This is a genomic window from Armatimonadota bacterium (genome assembly GCA_029907255.1).
In the GTDB taxonomy this organism is placed as follows: Bacteria; Armatimonadota; UBA5829; order DTJY01; family DTJY01; genus JAIMAU01.
In genome coordinates this window covers 1-14437 of record JARYMF010000015.1, presented here as the reverse complement: position 1 = coordinate 14437, position 14437 = coordinate 1, and the positions used below count along the sequence as shown (strand labels likewise).

Here is a 14437-nt window from a genome sequence, read left to right as displayed (position 1 = left end):
AACCCGTGGGAATAGGAGGGCGGCATAAGTGAAGGAATTAACCGACAGGGCATTGGACAAGGTTCGGCAGCTGGGTGCGAGCTACGGCGACATTCGCATAGTTCGACGCACTAATGAGTCTCTTAGCACAAAGAACGGCAAAGTAGAAGCTTTGGAATCTTCGACTGATGAGGGATTTGGTATACGAGTGGTTGCTGATGGAGCATGGGGATTTGCGAGCAGCTTGGAGATTACGCCAGAGGAAGTAGATAGGGTTGCCGAATTAGCTGTCCGAATAGCGAAAGCATCAGCTAGCGTCGAGCATGAGCCTGTCAAACTTGCGCCGGTAGAGCCGGCAGAGGGCAGGTTTGAATGGGAAATTAAGAAGGACCCATTTGAGATTCCAATTGAGGAAAAGATTAGCCTATTATTAGACGCTGACCACATTATTCAGCAAACACCTGAGATAAAAGTTTCTGAGGCCTCTATGCAATTTTGGCGGACAGAACAAATTTTTGCGAGCACAGAAGGTTCGTACATTGAGCAAGTGAAAACAGAAAGCGGAGCAGGGATAGAGGCAACAGCTGTAAGCGAAGGCGAAGTGCAAAAGCGTTCTTACCCAGCATCGTTCGGTGGTGATTTCGCGACGGCAGGTTATGAATTTGTCGAGGCATGGGACCTTGTTGGAAATGCCGAGCGGGTGGCAAAGGAAGCAGCTCAGCTTCTTACCGCACCGCAATGTCCCTCGGATACTCGTGCGCTAATTCTTGAAGGTTCCATGCTTGCCCTGCAAGTTCATGAGTCCTGCGGTCATCCAATTGAGCTTGATAGGGTATTTGGCACTGAGGCATCGTACGCAGGAACGAGCTTCCTAACGCCAGAAAAACTGGGCAATTTCAAATATGGGTCGGACATTGTAAACATAGTAGCAGATGCAACTATACCCGGTGGCTTAGGTAGCTTCTTCTATGATGATGAGGGTGTGCCTGCTCAATGTGTGGACATAATTGATGAAGGCGTTTTCGTTGGGTATCTCACTTCGCGCGAGACAGCTGAGAAGCTTGGCCAGCGAAGTAGTGGCGCAATGAGGGCGGACGGATGGAATAGAATTCCGCTAATTAGAATGACAAATATCAATTTAATGCCTGGTGATTGGACCCTTGACGAAATGATAGAAGATACTAAACGGGGACTTTATGCAGGAACCGTTGTATCTTGGAGCATTGATGATATGCGCCTTAATTTCCAGTTTGCTACAGAATTTGCCTACGACATTGAGGATGGTTCGCTGGGGAAATTATTCAAGAACGCAACATACACGGGCATCACATATGAGTTTTGGGGGAACTGTGATGCTATTGCCGGAGAGGATGAATGGCATCTTTGGGGTATCCCCAATTGTGGTAAAGGACAACCTGGACAAGCTGCGCACGTTGGACATGGTGTAGCGCCTGCGAGATTCCAAAATGTACGCATAGGCGTAGTGGAATCGCAAGAGGAATCGGAGGAATAGAGATGCTGGGCAAGGAGAAGGTATTAGAGATACTTAATAAGGTTGTTGAATATTCGAATGCCGATATGACCGAAGCTTCTATCACCATCGGAGAATCGTCGCTAACTCGATTTGCAAACTCCTTTATTCATCAAAATGTATTTGAGAAAAATGCTTGTTTAGCGGTCAGGGCTATAATTGGCAAACGAATTGGTTATGCAACAACAAACAAACTTGACGATGAAGCGATATGTTCTGTAGTTAAAAAGGCTGTTGCTTTTGCTCAGCATTCTGCAGAAAATCCAGATTTTGTTTCTCTGCCACATCCGAAACCAATTACCCCAATAGATACCTATGATCAACAAACCGCTTTATTTGGTCCTGAAGACAGAGCATCTGCGGTTGCGCAACTAATATCGGAGGCAAGAAAACAGGGCGCATCGGCTGCCGGCTTGCTTTCCAATGGTTACCAAGAGTTTGCGGTTGTTAATACTCTGGGCGTTAATGCGTACAATGCAATGACGAGAGCACGACTGAGCACCGTGATGACTTCAGACAGTGGCCATGGGTTTGCTGAGCAAGTTTCCCAGCGAATTGGCGATCTAAATCCAATTAGCGCAGCAGTTGAGGCGGCTACTCGCGCTGTGCGGGGGCAGAATCCAGTAAAAATAGAGCCTGGCGAATATGACGTCGTTTTGCTTCCTTATGCAGTTGAAGAAATGGTTATCCTTCTTGCTGATTTAGGGTTTAGTGCTCTTGCTGTGCAAGAGGGTCGGAGCTTTATGTGCGGGAAATTCGGTCAGCAGATAACCGGAAAAAACATTACCATTTGGGATGATGGGTTGGATACACGCGGGCTCCCACGGCCCTTTGATGCAGAAGGTGTGCCGAAACAAAGGGTAGACCTAATTGTTAAAGGGATTGCCAATGCGGTTGTCTACGATTCCTATACTGCATATAAAGAAGGCAAGGAATCTACAGGGCACAGCATTGGTGGTCCTGGTACCTATGGCCCATTTCCTACGAACTTGTTCTTGGAGCCAGGAGATTCCTCAATTGATGAGATGATAGCTAGCACAAAAAAGGGGATTTTCGTTACCAGATTCCATTACACAAACACAATTCACCCTATACTCACGTTGTTCACGGGCATGACACGCGATGGAACTTTCTTAATTGAGGATGGAAAAATCACAAAGCCAGTAAAGAACCTTCGATTCACCGACAGCATACTCGAGCGTTTCTCGAATGTGGAGATGATTTCGAAGGATACTATGCGCGGTGAGTGGGCAGTGGTTCCTGCAATCAAAGCACGGGGCTTTCGCTTCACAGGCGTGACGGAATTTTGATTGCATCATTCAAAGTTTTGGCGAAAATTTTAATTCTAATTACTTTGGAGGGTTTACTTTGTCTATTTTCAAGATAGCTTTGTTTACTGTTTTTCTATTTTTAGATGGTGCTTCTTTTGCTTCTACAGACCCTTTATTTACCGGGGACGAAACTCGTCCAGCGGATGCTATTGTGCTATTTGACGGTTCCAGCCTTTCCGAGTGGGTTAGCGCAAGCTCGAACGGTCCAGCAAAATGGAAGGTGGAGAATGGGTATATGGAAGTTGTTCCAGGTACTGGCAACATCTGCACTAAGCGAGAATTCGGTGACTGTCAGCTCCATATCGAGTTTTGGCTGCCTCTAATGGCGGATGCAAAGGGCCAAGCACGTGCAAATAGCGGAGTTTACCTCCAAGGCAAGTTTGAGATACAAGTATTAGATTCGTATGGTCTTAAGAGTCAGGACAACGACTGTGGCGCCATTTATGGTGTTGCAGCTCCATTGGTAAATGCGTGCAGACCTCCTGAGCAGTGGCAAACTTACGACATAGTTTTCCATGCACCGAAATTTGATGCCGAAGGAAAGCAAACTAGCAAAGCGCGATTGACCGTTTTCCAAAATGGTGTGCTAATTCACGATAATTTAGAAGTTCCTGGAGCAACTGCTGCCGCGCTGGGAAGCGAAAAGGCTGCTATTGGTCCAATTATGTTGCAAGACCACGGGAACCGCGTTCGTTATCGAAACATTTGGGTTCGACAACTTTCGCCGTAAGCAAAAGAATTCCAGTTTTGTGGAAAGGTTTAATTAGCCTTTCTACTTACACAAACTTATGCACTGCGGGTTGGGGTGTTGTCAATAACCCGGTCTGGACTGTGCCATAGCGCTTGGAATCAAGGTCAACAGGTAGATTGTATAAAGCCCTGCGATTCCCACGAGAACATAAATTACCTTCGCCGCCGCGCTACGTTCTCCAAAAATTGCAGATACTAAGTTGAAATTGAAGAGCGCTACAAGTAGCCAGTTTAGAGCGCCAATTATCACCAAAATTAAGGCAATTATCGCAACGGTAGCCATATTCTTTTCCTCCCAAATTGTTTCAAATTTGCATTTAATGCTTTCCTAAACGCAGCAATTCTTAAACCTGATTTTGAATGTGAGCGATTTATCCATCAAAGTAGGTAGGCTTATTGTCTTGCACCGAGCGATTGGTGTACAATGCATGCGCAAGAATTCCTAGAGGAGAATGAAGATGAAGCTCTTTATTTTTCTTATTTTTATTTTGCTTTTCTTATCGGATAGGTCCAACATGCTAGCAAAATCTTTTGAACTATGTAATCTATCGGACCTTTCATCTTGGCAAGGCCTGATTGCAGACCCTGCTTTAACTTATAATGGTTCACCTTCCGCGAAATGGGACCAGTCGAAATCGGCGGTTGTGAAAACAGAAAATATTCCGCATGATTGGAGCAATTTCAGTTGCTTAGAGTTTGCTTTACATTCCAAAAAAGCAACTGGTTCTGCCTTTATGATTGTTTTAGGTTCGGAAAACTCAGAAAGTGAAGGTAGCGATTACTTTAACATACCTATTAAGGTTGATTGGGAGGGATGGAAGCATTTCGTTATACATTTTAATGAGCTGAGTCGTTCTCGCCTTCCTGTGGGTTTCCAAAAGATAGACTATCTAATGTTTACGGCAGAAGGATGGAATATGCAGCCGCATCCAGAGGCAGTGCTCAACATTGCGGATTTGCATTTAACTGACCGCCATGGCCCATGGACAACGGATGCTGAGCTATTCGAAAGCATTGACTTAGAACGAACAGGGCTTGAAAGTGTAAAAGAAGCTATTAATCTCGGCAACTTAGAATTGGCGAAACACAAGCTGGCTGAGTACATGCGCAACCGCAAGAAACCCGTTTGGAAAATAGACCCGCATTCACGCCCAAATCATAAATCAAGACCTGAGAGCGTTAATACAACGGAGGCTGATCTAAATCTTCATCATAATGTGATAAGCGTTGGCGTCCGACATCAGTTTAATGGCGATATAGATTGGAACCTAAACCCAATTGACTATCGCGAGTGGCCGTGGCAGCTAAATCGTCACCATGGATGGGTGGAGCTCAGTCGTGCTTATTGGGATACCGGAGAAGAGAAATATGCTGAAGAGTTTGTTCGCCAATTGCTTCACTGGGTGCGAAATTGTCCATCGCCAAAATACACTTCTGGAAACCAGACGTATACTTGGCGCACTATCGAGAGCGGAATTCGCGCAGGGCAAACATGGATGGAGATATACCATAGATTCCTAACGTCCCCTTCATTTTCTGATGAAGCTCTAATTACTATGCTTAAGTTGTTCAAAGAACATGCTCAACAGCTTATGAAATATCCAACCGGTGGGAATTGGCTTACAATGGAAGCTAATGGCCTAATGCATATTGGCGTTATATTCCCTGAATTCAAGGATTCAGCTGAGTGGCGAAGGACTGCTATCGAAAGACTTTACCGCGAACTTGATAGGCAAGTTTATCCAGATGGCGCACAAATTGAGCTCTCTAGTGGATATCACCAGGTGAGTTTAATCAACTTCCGGATGGCATGGGAAGTTGCAAAAATGAACGACATTGCAATGCCGAGTGATTATATCAAGAAATTGCAAAAAATGTATGATTACAATCTGTTAGCTTCAATGCCAGACGGTTGCCTGCCAGGGTTAAATGACGGAAATCGAACAAATATAAGGGGATTTCTCAAAGAAGCATTGCAGTATTTCCCGGAGCGTAAGGATTACGAATGGGTAGCAACTGAGGGAAAGCAAGGAACAAAGCCTTCGGTTGGGTCAATAGCGCTTCCATTTTCTGGGCAGCTAATCATGCGCTCAGGTTGGGAAAAGGAAGACCTGTACTTAATGATGGATGCTGGACCATTTGGGTATGGACACCAACATGAAGATAAGTTGAGCATAGTCATCTACGCTCATGGAAAGTATCATCTAGTTGACCCTGGCAACTATCCTTATGATAGCTCAAAGTGGCGCAGGTATATTATTACAACTCCGTCGCATAACACGGTCATGGTAGACGGAGAAGGGCAACATCGAGCTGGGCGGCCAAGAGAACAGTATGTAGTTTCCAAGCCTCTTCCGAACAAATGGATAACAAGTGACGGTTTCGATTATGCTTCGGGTACCTACGATGAGGGCTATGGCCAAAACAATAAGATCAAGGTCGTTCACACTCGTAGCATATTTTTTGTTAAGCCCGAGTATTGGATAATAACTGATTTCCTAAATCCAGACGATAAGGAACCACATCGTTATGAGAGCATTTTTCACCTAGATGCGGATGGAGCTAGCCTAGATGAATTTACAAAGATGGTAATCACAGAAAATAAAGAAAGCGCAAATCTTGCAATCATTCCTCTTTTTGATGATAAACTTCGTGTCAAAATCGTCTCTGGACGAGAAGATCCAGTCCAAGGTTGGGTCCCTGCAGGAGGTTACAAGGTGCGGCCAGTGCCAACCCCAATTTTTTCTTTAGAAAAGGAAGGCAAAGCCAGATTTCTATATATATTCTTTCCTGTAAAAGCCGGAGAAGTATGCCCAATAAACAGGGTAAAGCCCCTCGATATCTATGTTGGACAGGAAAACACAACAGTTGGCGTTGAAATACAATTCGCAAATGGTAGAATAGATTATTTCGTTCAAACAGATAGAGCGGGGAAAAAGATAAAGTTTCTCGATTTTGAAACAGATGCCGAGGCGGCTTTCATAAGCTTAAAAGACGGCTTGGTGAGTAAAGCTTATTTAGCTGGAGGAACTAAACTTTTGCGGGCGGGCAAGCCTGTTGAGGCTGATGTAAAAGCAGTCAAAGATCTCTCAGAAACAGACGTACGGCATATTTTCTGAAAGCATAGTAATCGTATGCCAAAATCATTTTGAGCAGGTTTGGGGCAATGTGTTTCAAACAAAACGGTAAGATTTAGGTGCCATCTCGTATTTAGTGGTGTCTGTTACCCCAGAATGGCGTCATCTTTATTTTTTAATGGTCGGGAGGAGGAATTAAAATCATGACAGTGCTTCCATATGGGTTATTTGATATAGCGCGGCTTGCAGATGGCAAAACGCGCAGTATCTCTGCTGAAAATCCTGAAGGCAAAAAAGGGGCAGGTGCATTAGAGGTCCCAGACGAAGCAAATGCCGCTGCTTGGCTCGGAAAAGGCTGGAAAGTTCGTCCCTGCATAACGCTTCCGAAAGAATCGAATACGGTGCTTGCCAATATTGAAGGTCCGGGTGTTATTCGGCACATTTGGATTACTGTTGATACAAAAGCATATCGAGACTGCATACTTCGGATGTTCTGGGATGACGAAGAAATGCCGTCGGTCGAGGTTCCCCTGGGGGATTTCTTTGCCAATGGCCATGCGCTTCGAGTGAACATTAGCTCTATCCCAATTGCTGTGAACCCGAATGGAGGTTTCAACTCATATTGGCCAATGCCTTTTCGAAAGAAGGCTAGAATTGAAATAGAGAACCAGCGATGGGAGGAGATAGCCGGCTTTTTCTACCAGATTACGTATGAATTAGATGATATTCCTGAGGATGTTGGATATTTTCATGCTCAATGGCGGCGGTCAATTACTCCAAAGGAAAAGCCCGAGCATACTATTTTGGAAAACGTAATTGGTAAAGGACACTACGTTGGCACATATCTCGCTTGGACACAATTATCAAATGGCTGGTGGGGAGAAGGCGAAGTAAAGTTCTATATAGACGGTGACAAGGACGAACCAACAATTTGTGGCACGGGCACTGAGGATTACTTTGGCGGCGCATGGTGTTTTGGTGATACTTACTCGACGCCTTTTCTTGGGTATCCTCTGTGGAGGAAAGAGCCTGGTGAAGTACCTAAACATGGACTTTATCGTTGGCATATACTTGACCCTATTCGTTTTGAAACGGATTTGCGTGTTACAATTCAGGCTTTAGGATGGTGGCCAAACTGGAAATATCAGCCACTTCAAGATGATATTGCGTCGACTGCCTATTGGTATCAAACGGAACCGCATGCAAGATTCCCAAACATGTTGCCAATCCAAATGAGATGGCCAAGGTAAAGCTTACCCTTGACTTTCTTGCACAGTTTCTTTTATCATTAAAGTTAATCTATTACCAAACACGTAATTTGAGATAAGTACGCGGCCCGAAGGCGTTCCAACAGGGAATCATGCATCTGGGAGGGCCGAATACCCGCCATGGACATGGCGGATATTCGGCCTTTCAAATACTTGCACCAATAAATTAGAAAACCAATGGTATTTGCATAAATTAACGAGAGGAAGTGAGTATGGGAGTACGGCAAACAGCTGAAGAGTGGGTAGAGAAAATGGCAAGGCTGTGCGAACCAGACGAAGTCGTCTGGTGCGACGGCTCTGTCGAAGAAAAGGAACGCCTGACACGCGAAGCATTAAGCACTGGTGAGCTAATAGAGCTAAATCAAGAAAAGTTGCCTGGTTGCGTCTACCACCGGACGGCAACAAATGATGTCGCACGTACTGAGCATCTGACCTTCATCTGTACCGAAAGAGAAGAGGACGCTGGCCCAACGAACAATTGGATGTCACCTAAGGACGCCTATACTCGCCTGGGTGCTCTTTTCAAGGGTTCGATGAGGGGCAGAACGATGTACGTCGTTCCATTTCTTATGGGCGTTCCAGGTTCTCCATTTTCAAAAATTGGAATTGAGCTGACGGATAGCATTTATGTTGTGCTAAACATGCGTATTATGACCCGCATGGGGAATCTGGTTCTCGACGAACTAGAGTCAATTGGCGACTTTACCCGATGTTTGCATTCGAAACACGAGCTAGATATTGAGAGGCGGTTCATTTGCCATTTCCCCGAGGATAATACAATATGGAGCGTTGGTTCGGGTTATGGCGGAAATGTTCTCTTGGGGAAGAAATGCCTCTCACTTAGAATAGCAAGCTATTTGGGACGGAAAGAAGGTTGGTTGGCTGAGCACATGCTGATTTTGGGGGTTGAGAGCCCTGACGGTGAGGTTACGTACATTGCCGGAGCTTTTCCCAGCGCATGCGGAAAGACAAACCTTGCAATGCTAGTGCCCCCAAAAGAATTCAGCGGATATAAAGTTTGGACCGTAGGCGATGACATCGCTTGGATGCGCATAGGTCCCGATGGTAGGCTTTGGGCGGTAAATCCAGAAGCAGGATTTTTTGGCGTTGCGCCAGGGACAAACAGCAAAAGCAATCCCAACGCGATGCGAACTATAGCAAGTAATACAATTTACACAAATGTGCTCATCAGGCCAGATGGCACTGTTTGGTGGGAAGGTCATGATGATCCTCCACCTGAACATGGTATAGATTGGCAAGGTCAGCCGTGGACGCCAGCATGCGGCGAAAAAGGAGCACATCCTAATGCTCGTTTTACGGCACCAGCATCTCAGTGCCCGTGCATTTCGCCACATTGGGAGGATCCTAAGGGAGTACCAATTTCAGCGATTATTTTTGGCGCAAGGCGTGCAAGATTAGCTCCTTTAATTTACCAAGCATTCAACTGGCAGCATGGCACTTATGTTGGTGCAACTTTGGCATCTGAGACAACAGCTGCTGCATTGGGTCAGCAGGGGATAGTTCGCCGCGACCCCATGGCTATGTTGCCGTTCTGTGGTTATAACATGGCAGATTATTTTGCACACTGGCTTGAGATGGGCAAACGACTTAAAGACCCGCCAAAAATATTCCGGGTAAACTGGTTCCGCCAAGGTGAGGATGGAAAATTCCTCTGGCCAGGTTTTGGTGATAATATTCGCGTTCTTAAATGGATTGTGGACCGATGCAAGGGCAAAGGAGATGCTATTGAGACGCCCATTGGTTATATGCCAACCAAAAATGCAATAGACTTGACAGGCATAGAGGATAAGGTATCTGAGAAGACGATGGAGGAATTGTTATATATTGATAAAGATGCGTGGTATGATGAGTTAGATAGCCAAACTGCCTGGTTCCAACAATTCGGCTACTCACTTCCACTTGGTATATGGGAGGAACACGAAGCTCTTGCCGACCGTTTGACAAAGTAAAAAACAGGCCAAAGCTATTTGTCAAATATTTGCCCAATCTTCGGGGAAAGAACTAGATGATAGGGATACCCAAGATTGGGTATTTTTGTGTTAATTGATAGCAAGTTGCTTATTTTAAATCCTTGTATTGGCTTGACGTCATACTTTATCGTAAGTATAATTACCCATGTTTGTTTTTTAAAAATGCGACCGAAGCTGGGCGGTCGAAATAATAAGAAGGGAGAGCCGAATGAAGCAGATTGATCCGAGTATCTTTAAAGCTTACGACATTCGCGGGATATATCCGGACCAGTTCAACGAGGATGTTGCATACCGAATTGCCCGCGCGGCCGCTCAAAAGTTGAAACCAAAGCTAACGGTTGTAGGACATGATATGCGAGTTCATAGTCCATCCCTCGTTGGCTCAGTTACCCAAGGATTGCTTGACCAGGGGAGCGATGTAATTCACATTGGCTTAACAAGCACACCCATGTATTACTACTCCGTAAATGTTTTGGAAGCTGATGCTGGAATGATGATAACAGCTTCCCACAATCCGGAGGAATACAACGGTTTTAAGATGACTGGCCCAAAAGCAATCCCTAGCATAGCGTTTGTAAGCAATCAAGAACTTTATAGAATTGCAAACGAGGGAAAATTTGAAACTCCTGAACGTAAAGGTCAATTTCGCGGCAGTGTTTCTACTTTGGATGGCTACGTTCAAGCCGTCCTTGACGCCAGTGGTGTTACTGATTTCGGCGGTCTCAAAATTGTCGTTGATGCAAGCAATGGCATGGACGGAATGATTCTGCCAAAGCTTTTTGAAGGAAAAAACTGCACTGTCTATCCACTTTACTGGGAGCTTGACGGTCGGTTCCCCCATCACGAAGCGAATCCATTAAAAGAAGAAACGCTAACAGATTTAAAGAAAAAGGTGTTGGAAGTAGGGGCGGACTTTGGCGTAATGTTTGATGGCGATGGAGACCGAGTAGGCTTTGTGGACGAAAAGGCACAGACTATATCTGGAGATTTAATCACAGCTCTAATTGCTCGTGAAATGCTAAAAGAAAAACCTGGCGCAATTATAATCTATGATGTACGCAGTAGCTGGGCTGTCAGGGAGGAAATTGAGAAAGCTGGCGGAGTCCCAATGATGTACAAAGTGGGGCATGGCCTTATCAAAGCAAAGATGCGAGAGGTTGGTGCGTACTTTGGTGGGGAGCTGTCCAGCCACTACTACTTCTCAAACTTCTACGTAACCGATAACGGCGACCTAGCCATGTTGAATATAATAAAACTCCTTGTTCACGAACAAAAACCACTTTCTGAGCTTGTTGCTCCAATAAAACGTTATTATCACAGCCCGGAGATAAACTCCGAAGTCAAAGATGTAGCCGCCAAACTTGCTGAGCTTAAAGAGCAGTATAAAGATGGGCGCATTATTGAACTTGATGGCCTTACTGTTGAGTTTGATGATTGGTGGTTCAATGTGCGCCCGAGTCAGACAGAACCTCTCCTGCGCTTAAATGTTGAGGCAAAAACAAAGGAGAAAATGGAAGAAAAGGTCAAAGAATTGCTTGAAATAATTAGAAAGTAGCGTGGCTTTCTATGCTTGATGCGAAGTTTATTCGATCGAATCCTGATAAGGTAAGAGACGGCATTCAAAAGAAAATGATGGACGTCTCGGTTCTAGACGAGTTTTTAGAGGTAGACGCACTTTGGCGCGGCAGGCTTGCGGAAGTCGAGCAACTCAAGGCGCTTCGGAATAGCGTTTCCGAAGAAATAAGCAGGATGAAGCGAGCTGGCCAAGACGCCTCAGCCGAAATTGCTCGCATGCGTGAGGTTTCCGATCGAATTAAGGAGCTAGATGCGGAGGTGCGGGAATTAGAGGACCGCCTCCAAAAAGCCCTTCTTATGATTCCAAACATACCCCATGAAAGTGTGCCAATCGGCGAAGATGAAAAGGACAATGTAATCGTTAGAGAGTGGGGGAAGCCACGTGAGTTTGACTTTCAGCCACTTCCGCATTGGGAGCTTGCTGCGAGATTGGGATTGGTTGACTTCGAGCGCGGTTCAAAAATCACCGGAAGCGGATTTATTCTATACATGGGGTTAGGTGCGCGTCTTGAGCGAGCGCTTATTAACTTCATGGCAGATCTTCATACTAGCAAGCATGGATACACAGAAGTCTTCCCACCTTTTTTGGCAAACCGGTCTGCAATGATTGGAACAGGGCAAATTCCTAAAATGGAATTTGACATGTACCGACTTCCCGATGACGATTTGTTCCTTATTCCTACTGCCGAGGTTCCGATTACAAATATTTATCGCGAAGAGATACTAGATGGAAGAGAGCTACCTATCTATCTTACGGGTTACAGCGCTTGTTTCCGCCGAGAAGCAGGCGCTGCAGGGAAGGACACGCGAGGCTTGCTACGGGTGCATGAATTTAACAAGGTAGAATTAGTAAAATTCGTGCTCCCGGAAACGTCTTACGATGAGCTGGAAAAGCTAACCGCGGATGCTGAGGAAGTTCTCCAAGCACTTGAGATTCCATACCGTGTTAGGCTCTTGTGTACAGGTGATATGAGCTTTGCTAGCGCAAAAACCTATGACATAGAAGGCTGGGCGCCGGGTGTTGAGCAGTGGTTGGAAATTTCATCGTGTAGTAATTTTGAAGACTTCCAAGCTAGGCGTATGAATTTACGCTTCCGACGCGAACCGAATGCCAAGCCCGAATTTGTCCATACCCTAAATGGTTCTGGTGTTGCATTGCCACGAACTTTTGTTGCAATTTTGGAGAATTATCAGCAGGCAGATGGTTCGGTTGTTATTCCAGAAGTGCTTCGGCCTTATATGGGTGGTGTGGAAATAATCAAGCCTCAATAGAAAAAGAATGTTGCAAAATTTTATATAGTGAGCACTTGGTGAGAAAGAAGTATGTCTTGTATTCGCTGCATATTTCCAATCTCACCAACGCATATTTTATCTTCAAGAGCAAAATATTCAACACTTGTTTGACATGCTATTATTTCTACACCACGTCCTTGAATCTTCATTAATTGTTCGATTGCGTTCGACCCTTCTTGTGCCAAAGTAACGCCTTCGTTTAATAGAACAATATAGCGGGGCAACTGGGGGCGTTCGCTTAAGATCTCTAAGAAATTGATAAGAAGTATACTTCCTAATTGTGGGTCTCCATGCCCCAATCCTGCTTGTCGTATCAGGATGACTTCGCTGTTCATGGTTTCTGTCCTGTAGAAGCGCTGTTTTTAACAAATATACCCGCCTATTTCATATGCCTAAAATGGGTGCAAAAAAGGTGGCGAAGTGTTTTACAAAACGACTCTTTATAATGGCATGGTAAGGTAATTGACAAGTATACTTGTCAAGCATAGAATAGCAAAACAAGGCATAAGAAGTTTTTTAAGGGGGGTTCAAATGCAATTTGGGTATGCTTTTGCTTTAGCGGTTTTGCTTGCATTTATGGTAGTTCAGGGGCACGCGGATGGCATTAAACTCGCTGAGAATGGCCGAAGCGAATACACAATCGTTTTATCAATGAATGCTTCGCCTTCGGAAAAACATGCGGCAAGAGAGTTATCAAACTTTTTGCATCAGATAACCGGAGCCCAATTCCCTTTAGTAACAGAAAGTGGATGGTGCCCAAAACGAATGATAGTCTTGGGCGATGGGAATACTGCTAAATCTTTAGGTGTTTCAATCGATATTGAAGACCTCGGAGATGAGGGTTTTACAATTAAGACTGCAGGGCCCCATTTGGTGATTGTCGGTGGGCGGCTTAGAGGAACAATGTATGGTGTATATGCGTTCCTAGAGGAGGTTCTTGGATGCAGATGGTATACACCCAGCGTTAGCTATATACCAAAAAAGCCAACGGTAATTCTTGGGCCGCTTGATATAGTCCAGAAACCAGATTTCGAGTATCGTGAACCCTATTACACAGGGGCTTTCGACGCGGGTTGGGCTGCGCGTAACCGAGTTAACGGGAATGGAACGAAGCTGGACAAGGCAAGAGGCGGAAAGGTAGAATATCATTACTTTGTTCATACCTTTGCTGCTCTTGTTCCCCTTGAAAAATATTGGCAAGACCATCCTGAATATTACTCAATGATTGATGGCAAGCGAACCAACGATCATACTCAGCTTTGTATGAGTAACCCTGACGTTGTGAAAATAGCCACAGAGACCGTGCTTAGGTGGATCGAAGAGCGGCCAAGTGCGAAAATATATTCTGTTTCTCAGAATGATTGGTATAACAATTGTCAGTGTGAGAAATGTAGGGCTATTGATGAAGAAGAAGGCGCTCCCTCGGGTTTGCTGCTTCGTTTTGTAAACGCTATTGCCGAAGAGGTTGAAAAGAAGTATCCAGACAAATTAATAGACACGCTTGCATATCAATGGACGGAGAAGCCTCCAAAAATTACTAAACCTCGCAAAAATGTTCGAGTGCGTATTTGTCCCATTTCAAACTGTCAGCATCATCCATATGAAAAATGCGAAGCGCCGGGTTATATGCGTTTGGCGCGGA

At 45.0% G+C, this 14437-nt stretch carries 11 protein-coding genes; 9 read left to right on the top strand and 2 right to left on the bottom strand.

What is annotated here, in order from left to right; genetic code table 11:
• Positions 1-28: 28 nt before the first annotated feature.
• The 3 genes from QHH26_11965 to QHH26_11955 are packed head-to-tail and all read left to right on the top strand — an operon-like array spanning position 29 to position 3571.
• Positions 29-1492, top strand: coding sequence for a TldD/PmbA family protein (locus tag QHH26_11965; protein MDH7482671.1), 1464 nt, complete (start codon positions 29-31; stop codon positions 1490-1492).
• Between the two features lie 2 nt (positions 1493-1494).
• On the top strand, positions 1495-2820 hold the full coding sequence (locus QHH26_11960; GenBank protein MDH7482670.1) for a TldD/PmbA family protein: 1326 nt from the start codon (positions 1495-1497) through the stop codon (positions 2818-2820).
• A gap of 58 nt (positions 2821-2878) precedes the next feature.
• A complete protein-coding gene (locus QHH26_11955) occupies positions 2879-3571 on the top strand; it encodes a DUF1080 domain-containing protein (protein ID MDH7482669.1) in 693 nt (230 codons plus the stop codon).
• 81 nt (positions 3572-3652) lie between these two features.
• On the opposite strand, the gene QHH26_11950 is transcribed toward QHH26_11955, so the two are convergent.
• Positions 3653-3874: a DUF378 domain-containing protein gene (locus QHH26_11950; protein MDH7482668.1), complete on the bottom strand. Its 222-nt coding sequence runs from the start codon at positions 3872-3874 to the stop codon at positions 3653-3655.
• 175 nt (positions 3875-4049) lie between these two features.
• Here QHH26_11950 and QHH26_11945 point away from each other — a divergent pair, with 175 nt between their 5' ends.
• The 5 genes from QHH26_11945 to serS all read left to right on the top strand — a co-directional run bounded on the left by QHH26_11945 (position 4050) and on the right by serS (position 12774).
• Positions 4050-6710: an alginate lyase family protein gene (locus QHH26_11945; protein ID MDH7482667.1), complete on the top strand. Its 2661-nt coding sequence runs from the start codon at positions 4050-4052 to the stop codon at positions 6708-6710.
• A 161-nt stretch (positions 6711-6871) separates the two neighbouring features.
• Positions 6872-7918, top strand: coding sequence for a DUF2961 domain-containing protein (locus tag QHH26_11940; protein ID MDH7482666.1), 1047 nt, complete (start codon positions 6872-6874; stop codon positions 7916-7918).
• A 230-nt stretch (positions 7919-8148) separates the two neighbouring features.
• A complete protein-coding gene (locus QHH26_11935; protein MDH7482665.1) occupies positions 8149-9906 on the top strand; it encodes a phosphoenolpyruvate carboxykinase (GTP) in 1758 nt (585 codons plus the stop codon).
• Between the two features lie 229 nt (positions 9907-10135).
• Complete coding sequence (locus QHH26_11930; GenBank protein ID MDH7482664.1) at positions 10136-11482, top strand: phosphomannomutase/phosphoglucomutase; 1347 nt, start codon at positions 10136-10138, stop codon at positions 11480-11482.
• Between the two features lie 11 nt (positions 11483-11493).
• Positions 11494-12774: a serine--tRNA ligase gene (gene serS / locus QHH26_11925; GenBank protein ID MDH7482663.1), complete on the top strand. Its 1281-nt coding sequence runs from the start codon at positions 11494-11496 to the stop codon at positions 12772-12774.
• Between the two features lie 20 nt (positions 12775-12794).
• Here the strand turns inward: serS and QHH26_11920 are convergent, their stop codons facing one another.
• Entirely contained in the window at positions 12795-13130 is a 336-nt protein-coding gene (locus tag QHH26_11920) for a sulfurtransferase-like selenium metabolism protein YedF (GenBank protein ID MDH7482662.1), read from the bottom strand.
• Between the two features lie 196 nt (positions 13131-13326).
• On the opposite strand from QHH26_11920, the gene QHH26_11915 reads away from it, so the two are divergent.
• Positions 13327-14437 (top strand): DUF4838 domain-containing protein (locus QHH26_11915; protein MDH7482661.1); only part of this gene is annotated, 1111 nt, incomplete at its 3' end.

What these genes read in the sequence shown, in the direction of transcription:
- QHH26_11960 (MDH7482670.1), top strand. Translation starts at nt 1,495, where the DNA reads ATGCTGGGCAAGGAGAAGGTATTAGAGATACTTAATAAGGTTGTTGAA.
- QHH26_11950 (MDH7482668.1), bottom strand. Translation starts at nt 3,874, where the DNA reads ATGGCTACCGTTGCGATAATTGCCTTAATTTTGGTGATAATTGGCGCT.
- QHH26_11945 (MDH7482667.1), top strand. Translation starts at nt 4,050, where the DNA reads ATGAAGCTCTTTATTTTTCTTATTTTTATTTTGCTTTTCTTATCGGAT.
- QHH26_11940 (MDH7482666.1), top strand. Translation starts at nt 6,872, where the DNA reads ATGACAGTGCTTCCATATGGGTTATTTGATATAGCGCGGCTTGCAGAT.
- QHH26_11935 (MDH7482665.1), top strand. Translation starts at nt 8,149, where the DNA reads ATGGGAGTACGGCAAACAGCTGAAGAGTGGGTAGAGAAAATGGCAAGG.
- QHH26_11930 (MDH7482664.1), top strand. Translation starts at nt 10,136, where the DNA reads ATGAAGCAGATTGATCCGAGTATCTTTAAAGCTTACGACATTCGCGGG.
- serS (MDH7482663.1), top strand. Translation starts at nt 11,494, where the DNA reads ATGCTTGATGCGAAGTTTATTCGATCGAATCCTGATAAGGTAAGAGAC.
- QHH26_11920 (MDH7482662.1), bottom strand. Translation starts at nt 13,130, where the DNA reads ATGAACAGCGAAGTCATCCTGATACGACAAGCAGGATTGGGGCATGGA.